The organism is Gemella haemolysans (genome assembly GCF_028308085.1).
GTDB lineage: Bacteria > Bacillota > Bacilli > Staphylococcales > Gemellaceae > Gemella > Gemella haemolysans_D.
Window position 1 is genome coordinate 1 of the sequence record NZ_JAQMFS010000049.1, and the last position, 22,070, is coordinate 22,070.

General features: G+C 30.7%; 24 protein-coding genes. 13 read left to right on the top strand and 11 right to left on the bottom strand.

All coding sequences use genetic code 11. From position 1 onward, the window contains the following. Positions 1-368 precede the first annotated feature (368 nt). The 3 genes from gltX (at position 369) to rpsI (ending at position 2,935) form a co-directional block, all read left to right on the top strand. On the top strand, positions 369-1,832 hold the full coding sequence (gene gltX / locus PNO30_RS03360; RefSeq protein WP_271964784.1) for a glutamate--tRNA ligase: 1,464 nt from the start codon (positions 369-371) through the stop codon (positions 1,830-1,832). 253 nt (positions 1,833-2,085) lie between these two features. Then, the gene (rplM, locus tag PNO30_RS03365; protein ID WP_003144827.1) at positions 2,086-2,523 is read left to right on the top strand and encodes a 50S ribosomal protein L13; all 438 of its coding nucleotides are present in this window, start codon (positions 2,086-2,088) and stop codon (positions 2,521-2,523) included. A 19-nt stretch (positions 2,524-2,542) separates the two neighbouring features. Then, complete coding sequence (gene rpsI, locus PNO30_RS03370; protein WP_003145894.1) at positions 2,543-2,935, top strand: 30S ribosomal protein S9; 393 nt, start codon at positions 2,543-2,545, stop codon at positions 2,933-2,935. Positions 2,936-3,095: 160 nt separating this feature from the next. Here rpsI and PNO30_RS03375 read toward each other — a convergent pair whose 3' ends face one another. Beyond that, positions 3,096-3,716 carry a hypothetical protein gene (locus PNO30_RS03375; RefSeq protein WP_271987162.1) on the bottom strand — a complete coding sequence of 207 codons (621 nt, stop codon included), beginning with the start codon at positions 3,714-3,716 and terminating at the stop codon, positions 3,096-3,098. A 359-nt stretch (positions 3,717-4,075) separates the two neighbouring features. Between PNO30_RS03375 and PNO30_RS03380 the strand changes: the two genes are divergently transcribed. Continuing rightward, on the top strand, positions 4,076-4,738 hold the full coding sequence (locus PNO30_RS03380) for a gamma-glutamyl-gamma-aminobutyrate hydrolase family protein (RefSeq protein ID WP_271987163.1): 663 nt from the start codon (positions 4,076-4,078) through the stop codon (positions 4,736-4,738). A gap of 266 nt (positions 4,739-5,004) precedes the next feature. Continuing rightward, the gene (rpsD, locus tag PNO30_RS03385; RefSeq protein ID WP_003145898.1) at positions 5,005-5,607 is read left to right on the top strand and encodes a 30S ribosomal protein S4; all 603 of its coding nucleotides are present in this window, start codon (positions 5,005-5,007) and stop codon (positions 5,605-5,607) included. Positions 5,608-5,633: 26 nt separating this feature from the next. On the opposite strand, the gene PNO30_RS03390 is transcribed toward rpsD, so the two are convergent. Together PNO30_RS03390 and PNO30_RS03395 are read right to left on the bottom strand one after the other, a co-directional pair. After that, positions 5,634-6,446: a site-specific integrase gene (locus PNO30_RS03390; RefSeq protein ID WP_271987164.1), complete on the bottom strand. Its 813-nt coding sequence runs from the start codon at positions 6,444-6,446 to the stop codon at positions 5,634-5,636. A gap of 50 nt (positions 6,447-6,496) precedes the next feature. Next, positions 6,497-6,676, bottom strand: a complete 180-nt coding sequence (locus tag PNO30_RS03395) for a hypothetical protein (RefSeq protein ID WP_271987165.1) — start codon at positions 6,674-6,676, stop codon at positions 6,497-6,499. A gap of 256 nt (positions 6,677-6,932) precedes the next feature. Between PNO30_RS03395 and PNO30_RS03400 the strand changes: the two genes are divergently transcribed. Next, positions 6,933-7,688, top strand: a complete 756-nt coding sequence (locus PNO30_RS03400; RefSeq protein ID WP_271987166.1) for a hypothetical protein — start codon at positions 6,933-6,935, stop codon at positions 7,686-7,688. Here the strand turns inward: PNO30_RS03400 and PNO30_RS03405 are convergent. Genes PNO30_RS03405 through PNO30_RS03415 form a run of 3 tightly spaced genes read right to left on the bottom strand, consistent with a single transcriptional unit; the run spans position 7,685 to position 9,421 of the window. After that, entirely contained in the window at positions 7,685-8,347 is a 663-nt protein-coding gene (locus tag PNO30_RS03405) for a hypothetical protein (RefSeq protein WP_271987167.1), read from the bottom strand. The two genes, PNO30_RS03400 and PNO30_RS03405, sit on opposite strands and share 4 nt — an antisense overlap. A gap of 16 nt (positions 8,348-8,363) precedes the next feature. Next, the gene (locus tag PNO30_RS03410; protein ID WP_271987168.1) at positions 8,364-9,068 is read right to left on the bottom strand and encodes an ImmA/IrrE family metallo-endopeptidase; all 705 of its coding nucleotides are present in this window, start codon (positions 9,066-9,068) and stop codon (positions 8,364-8,366) included. Continuing rightward, a complete protein-coding gene (locus PNO30_RS03415) occupies positions 9,068-9,421 on the bottom strand; it encodes a helix-turn-helix domain-containing protein (RefSeq protein ID WP_271987169.1) in 354 nt (117 codons plus the stop codon). Before PNO30_RS03415 ends, PNO30_RS03410 begins: the two co-directional genes overlap by 1 nt. 276 nt (positions 9,422-9,697) lie before the next feature. Between PNO30_RS03415 and PNO30_RS03420 the strand changes: the two genes are divergently transcribed. Continuing rightward, positions 9,698-9,862, top strand: coding sequence for a hypothetical protein (locus PNO30_RS03420; protein WP_271987170.1), 165 nt, complete (start codon positions 9,698-9,700; stop codon positions 9,860-9,862). Between the two features lie 206 nt (positions 9,863-10,068). Here PNO30_RS03420 and PNO30_RS03425 read toward each other — a convergent pair whose 3' ends face one another. Beyond that, the gene (locus PNO30_RS03425; protein WP_271987171.1) at positions 10,069-10,236 is read right to left on the bottom strand and encodes a YjzC family protein; all 168 of its coding nucleotides are present in this window, start codon (positions 10,234-10,236) and stop codon (positions 10,069-10,071) included. 119 nt (positions 10,237-10,355) lie between these two features. Between PNO30_RS03425 and PNO30_RS03430 the strand changes: the two genes are divergently transcribed. The 5 genes from PNO30_RS03430 (at position 10,356) to PNO30_RS03450 (ending at position 14,630) form a co-directional block, all read left to right on the top strand. After that, positions 10,356-10,559 (top strand): helix-turn-helix domain-containing protein, encoded by a 204-nt coding sequence (locus PNO30_RS03430; protein WP_271965228.1) that lies wholly within the window; start codon positions 10,356-10,358, stop codon positions 10,557-10,559. A 1-nt stretch (position 10,560) separates the two neighbouring features. Beyond that, a complete protein-coding gene (locus PNO30_RS03435; RefSeq protein WP_271965229.1) occupies positions 10,561-10,839 on the top strand; it encodes a hypothetical protein in 279 nt (92 codons plus the stop codon). Positions 10,840-10,915: 76 nt separating this feature from the next. Continuing rightward, positions 10,916-11,044, top strand: a complete 129-nt coding sequence (locus PNO30_RS03440; RefSeq protein WP_271987172.1) for a hypothetical protein — start codon at positions 10,916-10,918, stop codon at positions 11,042-11,044. A gap of 834 nt (positions 11,045-11,878) precedes the next feature. Further along, positions 11,879-12,994, top strand: coding sequence for an alanine dehydrogenase (gene ald, locus PNO30_RS03445; RefSeq protein WP_271987173.1), 1,116 nt, complete (start codon positions 11,879-11,881; stop codon positions 12,992-12,994). A 265-nt stretch (positions 12,995-13,259) separates the two neighbouring features. Beyond that, positions 13,260-14,630 carry an amino acid permease gene (locus PNO30_RS03450; RefSeq protein WP_271987174.1) on the top strand — a complete coding sequence of 457 codons (1,371 nt, stop codon included), beginning with the start codon at positions 13,260-13,262 and terminating at the stop codon, positions 14,628-14,630. Positions 14,631-14,706: 76 nt separating this feature from the next. Here PNO30_RS03450 and PNO30_RS03455 read toward each other — a convergent pair whose 3' ends face one another. Continuing rightward, positions 14,707-15,252, bottom strand: a complete 546-nt coding sequence (locus tag PNO30_RS03455) for a thermonuclease family protein (RefSeq protein ID WP_271965233.1) — start codon at positions 15,250-15,252, stop codon at positions 14,707-14,709. A gap of 367 nt (positions 15,253-15,619) precedes the next feature. Here PNO30_RS03455 and PNO30_RS03460 point away from each other — a divergent pair, with 367 nt between their 5' ends. Then, the gene (locus tag PNO30_RS03460; protein WP_271987176.1) at positions 15,620-17,098 is read left to right on the top strand and encodes an aldehyde dehydrogenase family protein; all 1,479 of its coding nucleotides are present in this window, start codon (positions 15,620-15,622) and stop codon (positions 17,096-17,098) included. A 156-nt stretch (positions 17,099-17,254) separates the two neighbouring features. Here the strand turns inward: PNO30_RS03460 and PNO30_RS03465 are convergent, their stop codons facing one another. The 3 genes from PNO30_RS03465 to uvrB form a co-directional block, all read right to left on the bottom strand. After that, positions 17,255-18,616 carry a UDP-N-acetylmuramoyl-tripeptide--D-alanyl-D-alanine ligase gene (locus tag PNO30_RS03465; RefSeq protein WP_271987178.1) on the bottom strand — a complete coding sequence of 454 codons (1,362 nt, stop codon included), beginning with the start codon at positions 18,614-18,616 and terminating at the stop codon, positions 17,255-17,257. 8 nt (positions 18,617-18,624) lie between these two features. Next, positions 18,625-19,692, bottom strand: coding sequence for a D-alanine--D-alanine ligase (locus PNO30_RS03470; protein ID WP_271987179.1), 1,068 nt, complete (start codon positions 19,690-19,692; stop codon positions 18,625-18,627). Between the two features lie 282 nt (positions 19,693-19,974). Next, positions 19,975-21,975: an excinuclease ABC subunit UvrB gene (uvrB, locus tag PNO30_RS03475; protein WP_271965237.1), complete on the bottom strand. Its 2,001-nt coding sequence runs from the start codon at positions 21,973-21,975 to the stop codon at positions 19,975-19,977. Positions 21,976-22,070: the final 95 nt, after the last annotated feature.

Below are 22,070 nucleotides of genomic sequence, written 5' to 3' on the forward strand. Positions count from 1 at the left end.
CTACTGATGCTTTAGTCATAAGGCTTATTTTTTTTGAAAAACGACCAAAACATCAATATGTTCATTGATATTTTGGTCGTTTTGTCAACAATCTGACCACCCCTTTTCAGGGGTGGTCATTATTTTGTTGTATTAAAAAATAATAACAATATAAAAACGAAGAAGTATTATTTAATTGGAATTAAGTTTAGTTTCTCATGAATTTTTGAATATCATAATTTTAAATAATTTTTGTGATTAAAACATAAATATAACAATTGATAAGGCTTTTCTTAGTGAATTGTTGAACTTTCATTGAAATATGAATATAGTTTGTGATATAATATTCTAGTATTAAAATATATTTAATAGTGAAAAAGGAGATAACTATGACAAAAGTAAGAGTAAGATATGCACCATCTCCAACAGGAAATTTACATATCGGAAATGCAAGAACAGCATTATTTAATTACCTTTTTGCAAAACATTACGGTGGAGACTTCGTACTAAGAATTGAAGATACTGACTTCAAACGTAATAAAGAAGAAGGTGAAAGAAGCCAACTTAAATACATGGATTGGCTAGGTCTTGATTATGATGAAGGTATTGGAAAAGAAAAAGAATTTGGTCCTTACCGTCAATCAGAAAGAATCGATATCTATCAAAAATACGCAGATCAACTTATTGCTGAAGATAAAGCTTACAAATGTTACATGACTGCTGAAGAATTAGAAGCGGAAAGAGAAGAGCAAATTGCTAATGGATTACCACCACGCTATAGTGGAAAACATGCTCATCTTACTAAAGAAGAACAAGAAGCATTTGAAAAAGAAGGTAGAAAACCATCTATCCGTATTCGTGTTCCACAAGACAGAACATATAAATTCGATGATATGGTTAAAGGTGAATTATCATTTGAAGGACATGACTTCGGTGATTTCGTAATCATTAAAAATGATGGAGTAGCTACATATAACTTTGCGGTGGCAATTGATGATCATTTAATGCAAATTTCTCACGTCCTACGTGGAGATGACCACGTTTCAAATACACCAAAACAACTTGTTGTATATGAAGCATTAGGATTTGAACCACCAAGATTTGGTCACATGACTCTAATCGTAAATGAAAACAAGAAAAAATTATCTAAACGTGATGAAACAATCATTCAATTCATCGAACAATATGATGAATTAGGATACCTTCCAGAAGCATTATTTAACTTCATTACATTATTAGGATGGTCTCCAGAAGGTGAACAAGAGATTTTCACTAAAGAAGAATTTGTTGAAATTTTCGATGAAAAACGTTTAAGTAAATCACCAGCGTTCTTCGATAATAACAAACTAACTTGGATTAATAACCAATATATTAAAGCACAACCTTTAGAAAGAATCGTAGACTTATCATTACCATTCTTCGTAAAAGAAGGTGTTGCAACTGCTGAAGAAGTGGAAGCAAATAAAGCTTGGTTTGAAAAATTAATTTCTCTATACCAACCACAAATGAGTTATGGTGCTGAAATCGTAGAATTAACAAAACAATTCTTCGTAGAAGAAGTAAAATTTGATGAAGAAGAATTAGAAATTTTAAAACAAGAAACAACAGCAACAGTATTCGAAGATTTCTTAACAAAAGTTGAAGAAGTAGAAGAATTTACTGCTGATAACATCAAAGCTTTAATCAAAGCTATTCAAAAAGATACTGGAGTAAAAGGTAAAAACTTATTCATGCCAATTCGTATAGCTTCTACAGGATCAATGCACGGTCCAGAATTAAACACAAGCTTAGAATTACTAGGTAAAGAAAGAGTAGCATCTAGAGTAAAAGCTGCATTAGAAACAATTAAATAAAAAGTTTTAAATTTTTATAAATTAAGGGTGAAATAAATTGAGAATATCTAATTTTAGATTAGCCCTTAATTTTAATTTTCCAGCTGGGAAAAATAAGAGAAGAAATATAAATAAAAGTAAAGAAAATATCTTGACATTTATCAGTAAATAAGGTATTATTACTTATGATATTGTTTATATATCTTCACGAGTAAGCCCCGGAAAACTTAGTCGTTATGACAGATTAAAAACAACATCTAGGAGGAAAAAAGACATGCGTCAAACATATATGGCAAAGCCATCAACTGTAGAAAAAAAATGGTATGTAATCGATGCTGAAGGACAAACTTTAGGTCGCTTATCATCAGAGGTAGCTTCAATTTTAAGAGGGAAACACAAACCTACTTATACACCACACATCGATACTGGGGATAATGTTATCATTATCAACGCTGAGAAAATTGTGTTAACTGGTAAAAAATTAACTGATAAAATTTACCGTCGTCACACAATGCACCCAGGTGGGTTAAAAGAAAGAACTGCTGGATTAATGGTAGAAAAATATCCAGAAGAACTTTTAGAACTATCTATCAAAGGTATGTTACCAAAAAATACTTTAGGTAGAGCTCAAGGAATGAAACTTCACGTTTACCGTGGAGCTGAACACCCACACGCAGCACAAAAACCAGAAAAATACGAATTACGTGGATAATATAGGAGGAAATAATTAAATGGCACAAGTAGAATATCGCGGTACAGGACGCCGTAAAAGCTCAGTAGCACGTGTAAGATTAGTACCTGGAACAGGGAAAGTTGTTATCAACAACAGAGAAATGCGTGAATACTTACCATTAGAATCATTAGTATTAGACTTAATGCAACCTTTAGAAGTTACATCTACTACAGGTAACTATGACGTTTTAGTTAACGTTAACGGTGGAGGATACACAGGACAAGCTCAAGCAATCCGTCACGGAATTGCACGTGCTTTACTAGAAGTAAACCCAGAATACCGTAAAGACTTAAAACCAGCAGGATTACTAACTCGTGACCCTCGTATGAAAGAACGTAAAAAATACGGTCTTCGTGGTGCGAGACGTGCTCCTCAATTCTCAAAACGTTAATATTGGTCTTATACCAAAGTACGTCAAGGCAACAGAGAACTTTCTCTGTTGTCTTTTTTTGAATTTGATAAAAAAAGAACAAAATATAGTTAATAAAAAGTAAAGAAACTGAGGATACTAATAATTAATTAGTATCCTCAGTTTCTAAATTTAATTTATTCTATTCATAAATCTCAGAGTCTTTTAGAGTGAAAATAACTTCAGTTCCTGCTGGATAATTATCTAATGATAATAAAAGTATTTTCTCCTCTAATTTTTTGGGTTTAATTTCTGCACTAACTTGAGCTATTTCATTTAATTCATCATATAAGTTTTTAAATAATTTAGCATCTTTTACGTTAATTTTTGGATTTATTTGATAGACTGGAGTTTCTCCAAACCATGTATCTTCATTTTTAAAGTCAATTTCCGATTTATCGTTAATTTTCAGTTTAATCGAAATATCATAATCAAAAGTATATCTATCAAATAATTTTGCTAGACTACTGATATAATCATGAGATCCTTTATTTGAGCGATTTATAAATTTAAGTTTTGCACTATAATCAATCGCATTAAGATCTAAGATTTCTGCTAGTTTAAAAACATCGAATTCATCATATACATCAGAAGTAACAAAGTTAACTTTGACATCATATCCTACGCGTTGAAACTCTTGATATTTTTCTAAAAGTTCCTCTGAAGTTAAATCCTCATGATTTTCCTTAACATTGGTAACCGACTCTTTGCCATCCTCTATAACTTCTTGTTTAGGATATTTAACAGTCAATAAATAATTCATTCAATTATTCCTCCTTAATATTTAACACATTACTATTATACATATCTTTCAGTATATTTACAATAGAATGTATTAAGTTTAACATTAGATTAATACTTTGAATTTAATATATAGATATAATGGTAATTTTAAAAGTTTACTATTATCAAGTGGAGATAAATTAAATAGTATTAATCCTTAATAATATCTACCCAAGATAGTTTATAAAAAAATAATTGATACATAAATTATGTTTAATATTTAAACTTATTAATATACTTAAAGTTTTCATATGTTTTCATGAAAATCCTATTCTTGACAATTTTCTATAATATTTATATAATAAGAGTCATAAAATTTAAAAAAGGAGGTCATTGCATATGAAAATAATTGCAATTTCAACAAGAAGTGTCGATTACCAATCAGATGCTGGTATAGCAAAAAGACGTCTATACATTAATGGTTATTTTTCAGAAGTAGCGGAAAAAGCTGGATTTATATTATTCCCAGTTTGTTCTCAAAACGGAATTGAGGGAATTGTAGCCATGTGTAGTGGCCTTATAATTGCTGGTAGGGATCGGGATATTAATCCTAAGTTTTATGGGGAGAAACCTCTAGAAGGTTTAGAATATCCTGAAGATCCGTATGAAGATGAATTAGACTTCAAACTTATTGAGCTTTTTGAAAAAAATAATAAGCCAATACTTGGAATCTGTAGTGGCTTACAAAGCTTAAATATTTATCATGGTGGTTCATTGAAACAGCATATTAATGATCATACAAGTAAAGAAAAATTAGTTCGTCACAATATAGATATAGAAGAAAATTCGTTTGTCCATAGTTTATATGGAAATAAAGCAGAGGTTAATTCAATTCATCATCAGGCAGTAAATAGAGTTGCCGAAGGATTTAAAGTAACAGCGGTTTCTGAAGATGGAACTGTAGAAGCAATTGAAAAAGGAAACTTAATTGGATTACAGTGGCATCCAGAAGTTGATTATGAAATTGATACATTTAAAAAATTTCTAAATCTATGTGAATAGAATTTTGTATTACATTATTAATAAAAAAATAAGAATACAACATCAAAATAGTTGACTATTATTCAAAATAATGGTAAACTAATCTTTGTGTAAAATAATAGCAGTGGATTAATTGTTATTGCCTCTATGTTATACATTATTTAATGTGGCAACTCGTAGCCTATGCTGCTAGGCGAAGTTCCAGTTTTATAACATATACAACAACGATAATCGTGCTTTTTGTTTTCACAAATATAAAAACAAAAAGATAAAAGGAGGAGCACATAATGGCTCGTTTTACAGGTTCAACTTGGAAAAAATCTCGTCGTTTAGGAATCTCACTAAGCGGTACTGGTAAGGAGTTAGCTAAACGTCCTTACGCACCAGGACAACACGGTCCTAACTTAAGAAAGAAACTATCTGAGTATGGTTTACAATTACAAGAAAAACAAAAACTTCGTTACCTACACGGAATGAACGAAAAACAATTCCGTAAATTATTCGATAAAGCTGGTAAATTACAAGGTCTTCACGGGGAAAACTTCATGGCATTACTTGCTACACGTTTAGATTCTGTAGTATACAGCTTAGGATTAGCTAGAACTAACCGTCAAGCTAGACAATTAGTTAACCACGGTCACGTTCTTGTAGATGGTAAAAAAGTAGATATCGCTTCTTACGCTGTTAAACCAGGTCAAGTAGTTTCAGTAAGAGAAAAATCTAGAAACCTTGAAATTATTAAAGAAGCTGTTGAAATCACTAACTTTGTACCTGAGTACTTAACTTTTGATGCTGATAAATTAGAAGGATCATTAGTAAGACTTCCAGAAAGAAGTGAATTACACCCAGAAATCAACGAACAACTTATCGTTGAGTACTACAGCCGTTAATAAAAATAAGCCCTTTAAACTATCGTTTAAGGGGCTTGTTTTTGTTTATGAGTAATATCTGCGCAGAGGTTATTCAATTTTGTTCTGAAATCTAATTTCATATTTTCAGTAACGTGAGAGTAAATATCTAAAGTAGTATCAATTTTTGAAAGACCTAATCTTTCAGATATAGCCTTAATAGGTACTCCAGCTTCAACCAACAGGGCAACGTGAGTGTGTCTGAACATATGTGTACTTAGTTTTATTTTTTTAAAATTGTGATTAAGTGTTGAAAGGTTAGTGTCGAATATTGTCTCTGAAGAACTCATATATCTTATCAATATATCTAATGTTTCATCATTTATTTCTATCGTGCGAACACTAGATAAAGTTTTAGGAGATGTGAACACTCCAGAAGCGTGTTTTGTTTTATTTACACTAAGTGTCTTGTTTTTTATATCAATATCTTTTTGGGGAACTGCCAGTAATTCTCCAACACGTAAGCCTATTAGTAATTGAACTGTTACAAAATCTTTTGTAATAGGGTGTGTTATGGATTCCAAAACTTCTTGGATTTTATTGGTTTCTATGTATTTAATCTTTTGTTTTTCTTTGAACTTGTCTTCTTTTGATAAAGCGAATTCTAAATAGATATCAAATGTAGATATGTAGTAAGATTTGATGAATTTAAAGAAAATATTAAATATATTTTTTATTGATTTTATATGTTGAGGAGAATATGTTTCTCTGTATTGATTTAATTTTTTTTCGTACTCAAGTTTTGTGATATGGCTAATATTTATGCCATCATCTAACAATTTTAAAATTGACTTATAAGAAGCTAGAGTGTTGATACTCACAGTATTTTTTTTTATTTCTAAAAATTCCTTTTTATAATATCCGATAGTTTTTAGTCTACTTTATCTTCTAATTTTTCTCTAATCTTATCTTGTAATTTCTCGTATGCTTCTTTTTCTGAAGCGCGTGTTTTATTAGGTTTAACAACGGTTATATGTCTGTATTTTCCTTCTTTGTCCTTGTAACCTTCTGTGAACTGCCATTTTCCGTTTGGTAATTGTCTTTTTTGCATGGCAAATACACATCCTTTCTTGTTGAATTCAGATGTGTATGATATACTATTAGTGTGTCTTATGTGTATACCATACACATTTTTTGAGATATTGCAGTATCTCATTTTTTCCTTACTCTTGCAGGAGTAGGGAATTTTTATTTTGTCTAAACTGGTCGAAATCGACTAGTTTGGAATTATAGTTACCGTGCCTAATTCGATACGGTTTAAAAAACTTTCTTTATTTGGTATAATTATTAATAAAGAGGTGATGAAAATGAAGAAAATAATGAAGTTAGTTTTTATTAGCGTAATATTTTTAGCAGCTTTAGTAATTACGATAGTGGACCCCGAATTATCTAATTTCAAAAATATAAATATAGCTATTACTTTTATTGGATTAATCACAGCTTACATTCAAATTTTATATAAGGAATCCTTATTTGTTTTCCTACTTTGGAGAAAGTTTTGTAGTAAGTTTAATCGTGATACAGTGGTTTGGAATAGTTCTTCAAAATACATTTTTTCTAAAGAATTAGAATTTAAACACTTGGATAAAATATCGAGAACTTTCCAAACTATCCCTAATGTTGTTGTTTCATCAGAAAGAAATACTTCTAATAGTATAGAATTACAATTAACTTACGAAAATGTATTGCATACTGTGAATTTAAGTTTAATAAATTACGATGAGTATTCTAACTTAATTATAAATTATAATACATCTGTCTCGTATCCTAATTCTAAGAATGAGTTTAATAAGTATATCAATTTTACTGACGTAATTAAGAGTGAATTGAGTGAACTTATAACTTCTGGTGAGTTACATTCCATAGATATTACTTTTATAAAGTCTAACCCTTTTTATAAATTCATTGTAAATCATATAGATGAATCTAAAAACGCAAAATTTCATTTACAGTTTAAAGAAGATGAAAATGACATTGATATTTATAATAATAAAATTAAAGTTACATCTAAATCAATTCAATATATTAGAAAGGTATTAGGAAATTATATAGTAGTATCTTAATCAATTGCTCTTATTGCAAGCAATATATCGTGTGCGCATTTTAAATACGGCTCTGGGACCTCACCTGTTGCGTATATTTTATTTTGAATTACTATTATTCCTTTTTTCGAAAAACCAATACTTCGAGGTTCGTTAGCCACGTCCATGTTTAATACCATGTATGTGGCTTTATCATTTGCTAGAGCTTCTTTTACTTCATCGTTATTTTCAACGTCTACTCCGTTAAATGTTTTGTTATCAATATGGATGTCTTCAACTTTAAAATTAACTACTTTTGTAGAATTTTGTAATCTCACTATTCTTAAGAAATCAAATGTATAATTGTGTATTGTTATTCCTAAGTCGTTATGTAATTGTTTGCAATAAGCATTAACCACTTTATTTGGTGCTATAAAGAATAATAGATTATTATTTCTTGAGTAAAATAAATCAAAGCTTTTAACTTTTTTGTAATTTGTAACAGTATAAATACCTGTTTCTACTTCTACAACTATTTCTTCTGTAAATTGATGATTAAATTTACATTTGTATTTCTCAAATATATCATGATTGAAGGTAAGGTCTCCATCTCTTTCTATCAATCCTAAGTCGTTACTTAGGGTTTTAACACCTGTAAAACTAAAGTTATCAGCTTGTTTAATTGTTATTGAAATTGTCATTTTATCTTCTCCCTTTTTATATTCTTATTTGTGTACCATTTCTAAAAGTTGTTACGAAATTAGTAGCATCGTATGGTGATATATTTTTATAGATTAGAAAGTTACGAAGTCTGTTGAATAAAGCTGTATTGCTTAATTTTACCTCTTTTTGTATCTCATCATAGCTATATCCTTTTGTTATTAGATCTACTATAGTTTCATCAGGTAAATATAGAATAGAGGCTACTATATTTGCTTCATCTTCGAACGGTTGCATTTCTTTTGGATATTCACCTACTATCATATCGTTATTAAGTGACATGAATGCTCTGTTAATATTCCCTTGTAAATGACAATGAACGTGACTTAATTCATGCAATACAGTGAATATGATTCTTTCTAAATATCCTGAAGATTGATTTATCATTATTACGTACTTGTCTTTTTTTGGAATGATCATCCCTGAACACTTTTTAATAAATTCCATATCGACTCCTTGAACTATGTTTGTGTTAAGCAGTCTCCCAAAGTAGTCGTTTATTTTTGGTTGTATTCCAAATTCTGGATATTCTACGTCAAATAGAATAAATTTTATATTGTACTTCTTCCTAAAGTGATTTATTATGTGTTTGTATGTGATTAGTTTTGGATCAAGTCCTATTTCTCTCAGTATTTCGTATGCTTTTTGTCGATATTGTAAATATCTGTCTTGGCTTACGATGTTGTATTCATGTTTTTTCATTAATCTCCTTTCCAACTATCTTCGTCACTTAGTAAAGCTTCTGCGACTGAAAATAATTTGTCTAGTGATTTGTTGAACTTTTCTTTTTGTGAATCGTTCATTCCGTCTGTTTGTTTCCTAAACATAGCGACTAACTGTTGTTCATATTGGTCTTCTTCTGTTTTTTTTCTACCTAGTAGGTAGTCGACTGATACGTTGAAGTAGTCGGCGACTTTTTGAACTTTGTCTATTCCAGGAGTTTGTCTACTCCATTTTCCAATTTGCCCATTAGATAAGTTTATTCTGCGTTCTAATTCTGATATAGTAATACCTTTTTGATTCGCTAATTGTTTTATCTTTAAGAGCATATCCATGGTTTTCACCTCATTTCGAAAGCACAACAAAAATATTTTATCTTTTTGGATAAAAAAACTATTGGCAATTATCCAAAAATACAATATACTTTAGTTAAGCTAGTTATTTAGCTAATAATCAATTTAATAAAAAGAACATCGGCAAACATTAGTAATACTAATATTATGGTTTTATTTATTGATTTATTTAGCTATGCTTAAATTTTAGCATATTGGATAAAAAAAATCAACGCAATATCCAATAATCTTATCCAAAAATCTAAAATAGGTGAAATCATGTCAGAGGAATTTTACAGAGAGGTAAAGTATAAATTAGAACTTAAAGAGAAAACAATAACTTGGTTTTCTAACATGGTTGGTATTTCTGTTCCTTATACGATTGATATTTTAAAAGGAAAAAGATCACCAAAAGAAAGAATTGAAAAAATAGAATACATCTAAAGAGCCGAGGGAATAATTTAGAAGGATTAAAACTAAAACAAAAATAGCACTAACATTAGCAACTGTTGGATTAGTCTCTAAAGTAGTGCTAAGTACCAAACACTATCTAACAGTTTATGAAGAGAACAGTAAATTATATGCTGAATCTTGGTTACAGTTAGATGTGTTGGATAGAAGTTATTGTTTTTCAAAAAATAAAAAGAAAATTATTTCTTAATCCATTTATTTCCTGATTTTTGAGTAGGTGGTAGACGGTCGCCTTGGTCTATGTGGACAGTTCTACCTTTGTGAACAGACCCACCACGTGGTCCTACTTCTTTGTAAGTACCTGCGGGCTTGTTATCTGTTCCAGGTTTGATTAACTCTTTAGCCATAATATTTACCTCCTTTCGCTAGAAATGTATTCCCTAGAAAAATAAGAAGTAGAAGGTTTAAATTCCCCGGAAATATTCAGATATATTATAGCATAAAAGTGAAGAAAGGTCAAAGAATTATGAAAGCATTTTATAAAGCGGTAAAAGAACAATTAGAAGATAAAGGAATGACAATTTATAGATTATCAAAAGAAACAGGAATTTTCGAACAAACATTATATTCAATGTTTAATGGCAACACATCTAGTCCTCAGTTAGATAACTCTGTTAAGATAGCAAATGTATTAGACATTGACTTAAATAAATTAAAGGAAGGTGATTAAGATGAAAGAAGAGGACTTCTATAATGCTTATAAGGATAAATTAGAAAATCCAGAAGATTGGGTTGAAAGATCCGATTTAAAAATATTTTTAAAAATGGAAGGTTCACATAAAAAATTTAATGATTGGTTAATAGAAATTGAAAGTTTGGAAGATAATTATTTATATATTCAAGGTACTCTTGCAACTAACGAGACTTTCAACAAAGTTAGAATTTACAATTATATTAACAATAAAAGGTTAATAAAAAAACGTGAAAAACGACTAAAGAAAGAAGCTTAAGAAATGAACACCTTAAGAAAAAAACTTTAATACTTTGTACCTTACATTAAATAACATGGCTATTTGTATGGCAATAATGACTAGCATTGAGTTATCAAGAATATTTGGAGTGATAATTGGAATATTAACGATCATATTTGTTAAATTTGATGAACGTAGTGAATATGCATTTCCAGATGGTGATGAAGATATAGAAGGAGAATAAAATAAGAGAATTTGAACTTGTAAAAGGATATGATGGTAAATTACCGGTCATTGCAAATGTTGGAGATGGGGGAGCTGATTTCTACACGGATGAAAGAGTAGTCTTGAGACCAGGAACTATTAACACCTTAATTCCTATAGCAGATAATAAAAATAAGCCCTTTAAACTATCGTTTAAGGGGCTTGTTTTTGTTTATGAGTAAAATCTGTTCAAAATACAAAAGCAAAAAATTTATTTGTTTTTTGCTTTAAAATTATTATAGATTATTAGATCAAAGAGAATACCTCTTTTCACTATTATTATTTTATCATAAAAAGAAGAAAAATAATATCAGAAATAACTTTAATTATATTTTTTAATATCGAGTTTTCAATAAAAGTATAAATAGTTAGTTATATCACATCAAAGCTTATTGTATTATCAAGAAGTTATATTTTTCACAAAATAATGTGAAATATAACAAACTGAAAAGGAAAAATTAATTTTGTATAAATATTTTAGTTTTCAATAAAAGTATATACTTCTAGTAAATAATTTTGTATAAATTAAAAATTTTGAAAATAAAATTAATCCTTTTATCCTTATGAAACAGAATTACTTAGAAAATATAACAGCTGTTTTTCAAATTTCTTTTCCTAAAACAATTGATACTTATTTTCACAAAAATAGTATTAAGTCAAATTAAAGAATAGCTATTTTATAGGTTTTTATTCCTGTATTATTATAATAAAATAGGGAAAATATTTTCACTATTACTTTCACTAGAAAAACGCTTTCATTAATATAAGAATTGTGGTAATATATAAGTACAGAAAAAATTAGGAGGTAAGGGAAATGATTATCGGAGTACCAACAGAAATTAAAAACAACGAAAGTAGAGTGTCTGCAATTCCGGGAGTAGTACATGAATTAGTACTAGATGGGCACACTGTTTATGTAGAAAAAGGAGCTGGTTTAGCTTCGGGTATTTCAGATGTGGAGTATGAAAAAGTAGGGGCTGTTTTATTAGATAAAGCAGAAGATGTATGGAATAAATCAGATTTAATCTATAAAGTAAAAGAACCAATTCCATCAGAATATAAATACTTCAGAAAAGGTTTAATTATCTATACTTACTTACACTTAGCAGCAGACCCAGAATTAACTAAAGCAATGGTAGAATCAGGGACTATCGGTATTGCTTTTGAAACAGTAAAAGTAGGTCGTACTTTACCATTATTAAGACCTATGAGTGAAATTGCGGGAAGAATGGCTATTCAAGAGGGTACAAGATTCTTATCAAAAGTACAAGGTGGTAAAGGTAAATTATTACAAGGTGTTCCAGGAGTTCAACCAGGTCATGTTGTAGTTATTGGTGCAGGGGTAGCAGGAACTGCAGCAGCTACAGCAGCTTCAGGCTTAGGAGCTCGTGTTACAATGTTAGACGTTAACTTAGATCGTTTAACTGAATTATCACATATTTTTGGTGGTAAAGTAGAAACAGTTTACTCTAATAAATTAAATATTGCAAATGCAATTAAAACTGCTGACTTAGTAGTAAGTACAGTGTTAATTCCAGGAGCTAAAGCACCAAAACTTGTTACTAAAGAAATGATTAAAGATATGCCAGATGGTGGTGTTATCGTAGACGTTGCCATTGACCAAGGTGGTACAACAGAATATACAGAAGGTCGTCCTACAAGTCATGATAAACCAATATTTGTAGAAGAAGGAGTATTACACTATTCAGTTGCTAATATTCCAGGTGCAGTAGCTGAAACAGCAACATACGCATTATGTAACGCTACAGCTAAATATGTTAAACTAATAGCTAAATTAGGAGTTAAAGAAGCAGTTGCTAGATTCCCTGAATTAGTACCAGGTATCAACGTAGCTAATGGAAAAGTAACATTCAAAGCAGTTGCAGATGATTTAGGATATGAATATACTCCAGTAGAGCAAGCTTTGTAATATAATATTAAAAAATAAAATATAGAATAGTTATATTGTAGAGGAAGTGGTATGTATATTTATAGTATGTTAACCACTTCCTTTTATTAGATAGTAGGTAAAAATTGTAAAAGAGAAAATATATTATTTTATTAGGTTATTTATTATTTGTTTAATTCTTTACTTACATAAGTAAAACAATTAGTAGCGAATAATCTATAACTATGATATAATTAATAAATATTATTAATAGGGGAGAATATTTATTATAAATTAGGAGGATATTATGAGCGTTTTTAGAAAAAAATCAATTGACTCAATTTTAGCTGAGTCGCGTAACAAAACGTTAACCCCCACGATGAAAACTATGGACTTAGTTCTATTCGGGATTGGGGCTATTATTGGATCAGGTATTTTAGTATTAACAGGTAAAGCTTCAGCAGAAGCAGGACCTGCAGTTGTATTTTCATTCTTAATTGCAGGATTAGCATGTTGTTTAGCAGCACTTTGTTATGCAGAGCTAGCATCGACAATTCCATCAAGTGGTAGTACATATACTTACTTATATGTATCGGTTGGTGAGATTGTAGCGTATGCGATAGGATGGGTATTAATAGGAGGATATGTTCTTACAGCTGCAACAGTAGCCAATGGGTGGTCTAGTTACTTCTCACGTCTATTAGCTGGCTTGGGTATAGACCTTCCAAAAGAAATTTATACATTACCTTCACTTGGAGGATATGGAAATATCCCAGCGATTGTTATCGTACTGTTAATTACTTTTATTCTATCAAAAGGAACTTCAAGTAGTAAAATGGTAAATAATCTTATGGTAGCTGCAAAAGTAGGTATTGTAATTTTATTCATTGTTGTTGGTGCACTTTACGTTGAACCAACACACTGGACAAATAACTTTGCTCCAACTGGATTTTCTGGAGTTATGTTAGCTGCAACAACAGTATTCTTTGCATACTTAGGATTTGATGCGATTTCTACTTCTGCAGAAGAAACAATCAATCCTGAAAAAGCATTGCCTAAAGCAATTATTATCACAATGATCGTTTGTACGGCTTTCTATATTCTAGTATGCTTAGTATTAACTGGTGTTGTTGAATACAGCAGACTTGGAACTGGAGATGCGTTAGCATTCGTTTTAGAAGAAGTTGGACAAAATAAAGTTGCGGGTATCGTGTCTCTTGGTGCGGTAATCGGACTTATGGCTGGTATCTTATCATTCATGTATGCAGGTATTCGTATTACTTATACAATTGCTCGTGATGGATTATTACCAAAAGGATTAACAAAAGTTAATGCGAATAAAGTACCTAGTACTGTAACTTGGGGATTAGGAATTTTAACAGCGGTTCTAGCTGGTTTCTTACCATTAGGTAACCTAGCAGACTTAGCTAACGTAGCTTCAATTATAGCATTTGCGTTAGTAAGTTATACTACTATAGTATTCTACAAAAAATTCCCAGACTTAAAACGTGGATTTAAAGTACCTGGAATGCCAGTATTACCAATTATCTCTATCGTTTTATTTGGAGCACTACTATACAGTGTTACATTAACAACATGGATTATCTTCATCGTTTGGGTAATCGTAGGTATGATAATTTACTTCACATTCTCATACAAAAACAGTAAATTAAAATAATAAAACAGAAGCAACTCAGCAAAAGAGATTTCTTAGAGATCTTAATTGTTGAGTTGCTTTTTTATAAATATTTAATTTATACACCAGACCATAGGTTACGTTTATTACTTTTTGCTTTATTTTGTGCCTTTTTATATTTTTCTAGATATCTAGTATCAGGTGGTTTTACGTATTTTATTTCAGCTAAACCAGATACTAGTAATTCTTCTTGAACATTTTTACCATCAGCATAAACGTAGCATAGAGCTCTATGATACTTATCTTCTTTTTGATAAACATCAAATTCAATTTCAACATTTTTAGCATTAGACAAAAGTTTTCCGTTTAATTCACTAGCCTCAGGTCCATATTTTTGAACTTTCACACCAGGTTTTACTGTTTCTGGAGTATCGATAAGTAAATATCTAACTTTTAGTTCTTTATGATTGAATTGAACGATAATTGTGTCACCATCTATCTTTTTGAGAAATTTAACCCTATATTTGGTGTTATCACCTTTAATCAAAATTCCATTCACTGTGGCTTCTTTATAATCTTCTCCATGAGTATTAATAATTGAAATAATAATCATAAATACTGTTAAAAAAAGAATAAAGAACACTATAAAGACTTTTTTATTCATAATAATCCCCCCTGTATATTTAATTCTAACACTTTTATCATAACTAATAAAGAAAATAGATGAAATAAATAATGAATAATTTAACACTAAAATTAAATATATATAATATTAAATTATCTTTAATAATTATAAAGTTAAAAACGATAAATATAATAAAAATCTCAATTTATAAGGTTTATATTTATTGTGGTAAATAATATAAGTCACAGTATTTTAAACTTATATATACAAGGTTAAATTATTGTTAAAAATATTCTAAATAACATTTTATTTAAATAGCAAGGGAAACTGCCTAAACAGATACTTTGTAAACGCACTCTTTCAATGATAGTATAAGACTACAATAAAAAACAAAGGAGAAAAGAATATGACTAAATTAAAAAAAGAAAATTTTAAAATGTTTATTAATGGGGAGTGGGTAGATGCTGAAGATAAATTAGTATTAAAATCATATAATCCAGCTAATTCTGAATACTTAGCAAACTTCCCAGATGCAACAGAAGGAGATGTAAATAGAGCAGTAGAAGCTGCACAAGAAGCGTTTAAAACTTGGAAATATACAACAGTATCAGAACGTGCAGCTTTACTAAACAAAATTGCAGATATTATTGATGCTAATACAGAATTATTAGCTACGGTAGAGTCATTAGATAACGGTAAACCAATTCGTGAAACATTAAATGTAGATGTTCCATTCAGTGCAAGACATTTTAGATACTTTGCAGGATGTATACTAGCTGATGAAGGGCAAGCAACAGTATTAGATGAAAAATTCCTAAGCTTAGTTTTAAGGGAACCTATTGGGGTAGTAGGACAAATTATTCCTTGGAACTTCCCATTCTTAATGGCAGCTTGGAAAATTGCACCAGCACTAGCTGCAGGTAACACAATTGTCCTAAAACCATCAAGTATTACATCGCTTAGCTTATTAACATTCGTAGAATTAATTCAAGATGTGTTACCGAAAGGTGTATTAAATGTAATCACAGGACGAGGAAGTAAATCAGGGGAATTCCTAAAAAATCATCAAGGATTAAATAAACTTGCATTCACAGGATCTACAGAAATTGGTAAGAAAATTGCTGTAGCAGCTGCAGAAAAACTAATTCCAGCTACATTAGAATTAGGAGGTAAATCAGCTAACATTATCTTAGATGATGCTAATATTGAAAAAGCACTTGATGGGGTGCAATTAGGTATTTTATTCAACCAAGGTCAAGTATGTTGCGCAGGTTCAAGAATTTTCGTACAAGAAGGAATCTATGATGATTTTGTAGCAAAAGTAAAAGAAAAATTTGCAAAAATTAAAATCGGTGATCCGCTAGATCCAAATACACAAATGGGTAGCCAAATAGATGAAAAACAAGCAGAAAAAATTGTTAATTATATCGAAATAGCTAAAAAAGAAGGTGGAGAAGTAATCGTTGGTGGTGAGCGTTATACAGAAAATGGATGTGATAAAGGGGCATTCGTTAAACCAACATTAATCGCTGGAGTAAACAATGGATGCCGTATCTCACAAGAAGAAGTATTTGGACCAGTCTCAGTAATTATTAAATTCAAAACAGATGAAGAAGTAATTGCTCAAGCTAACGATAGTGAATACGGACTTGCAGGAGCAGTATTCTCTACAAATATTACTCGTGCTTTAAATATTGCCCGTAGAGTAGAAACAGGAAGAATGTGGGTTAATACTTATAATCAAATTCCAGAACACGCACCGTTTGGAGGATACAAAAAATCAGGAATTGGACGTGAAACTCACAAAGTAATACTAGAACACTATTCACAAATGAAAAACATCCTAATTGATTTAAGTGATGATGTATCAGGATTCTATAACTAGTATAATTAAATAAAACCATGATCATGAAGTAACTCAGAATTGATATAGTTTTGAGTTACTTCTTTTGTTTGAGAAATTATCAATTTTTATTGTGTTCTGACTAGAATAAATAAAAGGACTTACTTTAATTTTAGGTAAATCCTTTGTTTTTTTCTGTTACTTCGTTATCTCTTCAATAATCGTTTCTAATTTCATTGAACGACTTGCTTTAAATAGAATAACTTCGTTTTTATGTTTGTTATTTTTTAAATATTCACTAACTTTAGCAGTAGTAGGGAAGTGTAGTGTTTTTATTTTGTCGTTTTTAATTTGTTTAGTAATGTTTTCAGCTAGTTCTCCAACGCTAATTACTAAATCAATATCGTTAGTGTTGTTAGAAATATATTCACCAACTTCACCGTGATAGTTAACTTCATTTGGTCCAAGTTCGAACATGCTTCCTAATACTAATGTTTTATAATCGAAGTCATCGAAGCTACTTACGACATCTACTCCAGCTTTCATAGAAGTAGGGCTTGCATTATATGCATCGTTAATAATTAGTGAGTCTTCTTTGTAAGGGATACTTTGTAGACGCATTCCTGTGATTTCTACAGTATTTTCGATAGCCTTGTGAATTTCTTCATTAGTTAATCCAATTTTGCTTGCGATTGCAGTTGCGAACATAATGTTGAATAGATTATGTTTTCCTTTTAATTTTGTGAAGTATTGTTCATCGCTGATGTTAAGTTTGAAATCAATCTTATCACGAGTAATAGTGTAGTTTTCTAAAATAATATCGTTATAGCTATTTTCACCACATGAAGTAGCATTAATATCTGATGAATCTACTAGTGTTTTTAGAAGAACTTCATCTCCGTTATAAACAAAGTATCCGTCTTTTTTCATTCCGTTAGTAATTTCGAATTTAGCTTTAGCAATACCTTCACGTGATTTGAAGAATTCAATATGGCTTTCACCAATATTAGTAATTACTGTATAATCTGGTTCAACCATCTTAGATAAGAAATCAAGTTGACCGAATCCATCAGCTCCCATTTCAAGAACTAGTATTTCACTATCTTCTGGTGCAGCAAGAATAGTTAATGGTACACCAAGTTCGTTGTTAAAGTTACCTTGTGTTTTGTGAACTTTATATTTTGTTGATAACACACTTGTAATTATATCTTTTGTAGTAGTTTTACCGTTACTACCTGTGATTGCGATAGTTTTAGCATTTAGGCTATCTAAGTAATGTTTTGCTAAAGTTTGAATAGCTTCGTAGCTATCATTAACATAGATAATGTTATTATCAGAAATGAAGTCATCTTTTAAAGATAAACTTGCTGCAGCACCTTTTTCAAAAGCACTTTCTATATAGTTGTGACCATCTACATTTTCACCTAAGAAGGGGATGAATAGATCCCCTTGTTTAACTTTTCTACTATCGATTGCTATACCAGTAATTTCTGTATCGTTTGTGATATTTACTTTTTTTGCATTTAATATTTTTTCTAAATCTTTAACTAAATATTTCATGTCTTATCCTATTCTTCAGTTAATAAGTTTTTGCGATCTTCGTAACGCTCTACAGCTAACTTGAATAATTCTTCGATAATTTCAGAATAACTTACATTCATGTTTGCCCATAGAGAAGGGAACATTGAGAATGGTGTGAAACCAGGCATTGTGTTTACTTCGTTAATGAAGATTTCTCCTTCTTTAGTGTAGAAGAAGTCAGCACGTACTAAGCCAGAACCACTGATTGCACGGAAAGCAGTAGCTGCCATTTCTCTAAATTTAGGATATAGAGTAGTATCTACTGGTGCAGGAATATCCATACGTGATTGTCCGTCGGTGTATTTAGTTTCATAATCGTAGAATTCTGTTGAAGATATATTTACGATTTCACCTGGATCAGTAGTTTTTACTTCATTGTAACCAAGAACTGCAACTTCGATTTCTTTAGCTCCAACAGCACCTTGTTCAACAACGATTTTTTTATCAAATTTTAGGGCTTCTTCGATACCTTTAACTAATTCAGCTTCATCATTACAACGGCTAATACCAACAGATGAACCTAGGTTTGCAGGTTTAACGAAAACAGGATATTTAAGATTTTCGTTGATTTCATTAATAATAGCTTCTTTTTTATTTTTCCATGTATACTCGATAAAGTGAACATATGGAAGTTGTGGAAGGTCATAAGCAGCGAATAATTGTTTCATAATTACTTTATCCATACCAGCAGCACTTGAAAGTACATTGTTACCTACATATGCTATATCCATAATTTCTAGTAAACCTTGGATTGTTCCATCTTCACCATTTGGTCCGTGAAGAACTGGGAAGACGATATCGAATTTACGTCCATCTTCAAATAATAATCCGCTGATGTCATTATCAAAGTTTGAAAAAATAAGGTCATGTTGATCAGCTATTTCTGATGTAATTTGTTCACCACGAGCCCAGTTACCTTCTAATGAGATGAAGATAGGGAATACGTTGTATTTTTCTTTGTCAATTGCGTTAATAATTGATTTTGCTGTTAATAGTGAAATTGAGTGTTCAGCACTTTTTCCACCATAAATAATTCCAATATTTTGTTTTGTCATTTTTTAATCTCCTAAGAAATAAAATTGTTTTTGTCTTTAATTGAAATGTATAAATATCGATTTACACATGTACTAAATTAGTAATGTTCATTATTTTATGAATACGATACAAAACTAATATACCTTATTATATCATAAAAATTTAAAAGTAGAATAAATTTGTAAGATATATTGAATAAATTTTTTAAAAAGTTAAAACACTTAAGAATAATAAAAAGAAGCACAAGTATATTTGATTTTATATTAATCAAATTAATCTTGTTGCTTCTTTAAAATTATTGTCTAAAGTTTATACTTTTCTTTAAGTTCTGCGATAGTATCACGAAGCTTCGCAGCTTGCTCAAACTCAAATTTTTCTGCAGCGTCGAACATTTGTTGTTCTAATTCTGCTAAGTGTTCTTCGATATTATCATCATTGATATTTGCACTTTCTTCAAGTTCAAGAATTTCATCATCTTTAACGACTTCTTTCTTAGCGCTTATTGAATCACGAATATCTTTTATAATTGTTTGAGGAGTGATTCCGTGTTCTTCGTTGTAAGCCATTTGAATTTCACGACGACGGTTCGTCTCATCAATCGCTTTTCTCATACTTCGAGTAATGTTATCTGCATACATGATTACACGACCATTTGCGTTACGAGCTGCACGACCAATAGTTTGTAAAAGAGCCTTATCTCCACGTAAGAATCCTTCTTTATCAGCATCCAAAATAGCTACTAGTGAAACTTCAGGAATATCTAAACCTTCACGTAGTAAGTTAATCCCAATAAGAATATCGAATTTACCAAGACGAAGATTTCTAATTATTTCAGTACGTTCTAAAGTTTTTATATCTGAATGTAGATATTCTACTTTTAGACCATTCTCTTTCAGGTAGGCAGTAAGAGATTCTGCCATTTTTTTAGTTAGAGTAGTTATTAGAACGCGTTCTCCTTTAGCTATAATTTTCTCAGCTTCTTTAGTTATGTCAAAGACTTGATCGCTAACTGGGCGAATATCGATAATCGGATCTAGTAGACCTGTAGGACGAATAATTTGTTCAGTAATTTTAGTACTATGCTCTAATTCGAAGTCCCCAGGAGTAGCTGATACAAAAATGGCTTGGTTTAATTTCTTCTCGAATTCTTCGAAGTTTAAAGGTCGGTTATCGAGAGCTGTAGGTAATCTGAAACCATAATCAACAAGAACTTGTTTACGAGCTCTATCTCCGTTAAACATACCACGAACCTGAGGAAGAGTAACGTGTGATTCATCGACTACTAGTAACCAATCATCTGGGAAGTAATCTAGTAGTGTGTATGGAGTACTACCAGGTTCACGAAGAGTAAGGTGAAGAGAGTAGTTTTCTATACCAGAACAAAATCCCATTTCTTCCATCATTTCAAGGTCATAGTTAGTACGTTGTTCAAGTCGTTGAGCTTCTAGAAGTTTGTTTTCCATATTAAGAACTTTTAATCTTTCTTCTAATTCAGCTCGAATCCTTTTAATAGCTTCTTTAGTTTTTTCATCACCAGCTACGAAGTGACTGGCAGGGTAAATTGCAATATGTTCAAGTTCACTTAGCACTTCCCCAGTAAGTGGATTAATTTCACGGATACGATCTATTTCATCTCCAAACATTTCTACTCGAACCGAATTTTCACTGCGAGATGCCGGGAAAATCTCAATAACATCACCACGAACTCTAAAAGTACCACGAGTAAACTCGATATCATTTCTCATATATTGAATGCTGATTAGTTTTTCCATTATTTTATTACGATTAATTTCATCGCCAACTCGTAATGATAGCACTAGAGAAGAATATTCTTCTGGAGACCCTAAACCATATATACAGCTGACACTCGAAACTATAATTACATCATCTCGATCGAATAAAGATGATGTTGCACTGTGTCGAAGTTTATCAATTTCATCGTTCACAGAAGAATCTTTTTCTATATAAGTATCTGTTGATGGAACATATGCTTCTGGTTGGAAGTAATCGTAGTATGAAACGAAATACTCAACTCGGTTGTTCGGGAAAAATTCTTTAAGCTCGTTGTAAAGTTGTCCTGCTAGTGTCTTGTTGTGGGCAAGAACTAGGGTAGGTTTACCTACGTTTTTCACGATATTTGCTATAGTGAAAGTTTTACCAGTACCAGTAGCACCAAGTAAAGTTTGATATTTTTCTCCTTTATTTAAACCTTCAGTAAGTTCGGCAATAGCATTCACCTGGTCGCCTTTAGGTTCGTATTTACTCTGAAGATCAAAATCTACATGTAATCTATTAATTTCCAAAAAATTCACTCCTTTTTTAATAGTAGTATTGTGAGTAATTTTGTAAAAATAAAGTAACTCACACAAAAGGTTAATTAATTCTTTCTATAACATTA

Coding starts and splice junctions, on each gene's coding strand:
- gltX (WP_271964784.1), top strand. CDS start 369: ATGACAAAAGTAAGAGTAAGATATGCACCATCTCCAACAGGAAATTTA.
- ald (WP_271987173.1), top strand. CDS start 11,879: ATGATTATCGGAGTACCAACAGAAATTAAAAACAACGAAAGTAGAGTG.
- PNO30_RS03380 (WP_271987163.1), top strand. CDS start 4,076: ATGAAAATAATTGCAATTTCAACAAGAAGTGTCGATTACCAATCAGAT.
- PNO30_RS03420 (WP_271987170.1), top strand. CDS start 9,698: ATGTCAGAGGAATTTTACAGAGAGGTAAAGTATAAATTAGAACTTAAA.
- PNO30_RS03395 (WP_271987165.1), bottom strand. CDS start 6,676: ATGCAAAAAAGACAATTACCAAACGGAAAATGGCAGTTCACAGAAGGT.
- PNO30_RS03375 (WP_271987162.1), bottom strand. CDS start 3,716: ATGAATTATTTATTGACTGTTAAATATCCTAAACAAGAAGTTATAGAG.
- PNO30_RS03465 (WP_271987178.1), bottom strand. CDS start 18,616: ATGAAATATTTAGTTAAAGATTTAGAAAAAATATTAAATGCAAAAAAA.
- rpsI (WP_003145894.1), top strand. CDS start 2,543: ATGGCACAAGTAGAATATCGCGGTACAGGACGCCGTAAAAGCTCAGTA.
- PNO30_RS03470 (WP_271987179.1), bottom strand. CDS start 19,692: ATGACAAAACAAAATATTGGAATTATTTATGGTGGAAAAAGTGCTGAA.
- PNO30_RS03415 (WP_271987169.1), bottom strand. CDS start 9,421: ATGGATATGCTCTTAAAGATAAAACAATTAGCGAATCAAAAAGGTATT.
- PNO30_RS03430 (WP_271965228.1), top strand. CDS start 10,356: ATGAAAGCATTTTATAAAGCGGTAAAAGAACAATTAGAAGATAAAGGA.
- PNO30_RS03455 (WP_271965233.1), bottom strand. CDS start 15,252: ATGAATAAAAAAGTCTTTATAGTGTTCTTTATTCTTTTTTTAACAGTA.
- PNO30_RS03410 (WP_271987168.1), bottom strand. CDS start 9,068: ATGAAAAAACATGAATACAACATCGTAAGCCAAGACAGATATTTACAA.
- PNO30_RS03425 (WP_271987171.1), bottom strand. CDS start 10,236: ATGGCTAAAGAGTTAATCAAACCTGGAACAGATAACAAGCCCGCAGGT.
- PNO30_RS03460 (WP_271987176.1), top strand. CDS start 15,620: ATGACTAAATTAAAAAAAGAAAATTTTAAAATGTTTATTAATGGGGAG.
- PNO30_RS03440 (WP_271987172.1), top strand. CDS start 10,916: ATGACTAGCATTGAGTTATCAAGAATATTTGGAGTGATAATTGGAATA.
- PNO30_RS03405 (WP_271987167.1), bottom strand. CDS start 8,347: ATGACAATTTCAATAACAATTAAACAAGCTGATAACTTTAGTTTTACA.
- rpsD (WP_003145898.1), top strand. CDS start 5,005: ATGGCTCGTTTTACAGGTTCAACTTGGAAAAAATCTCGTCGTTTAGGA.
- PNO30_RS03400 (WP_271987166.1), top strand. CDS start 6,933: ATGAAGAAAATAATGAAGTTAGTTTTTATTAGCGTAATATTTTTAGCA.
- PNO30_RS03435 (WP_271965229.1), top strand. CDS start 10,561: ATGAAAGAAGAGGACTTCTATAATGCTTATAAGGATAAATTAGAAAAT.
- PNO30_RS03450 (WP_271987174.1), top strand. CDS start 13,260: ATGAGCGTTTTTAGAAAAAAATCAATTGACTCAATTTTAGCTGAGTCG.
- rplM (WP_003144827.1), top strand. CDS start 2,086: ATGCGTCAAACATATATGGCAAAGCCATCAACTGTAGAAAAAAAATGG.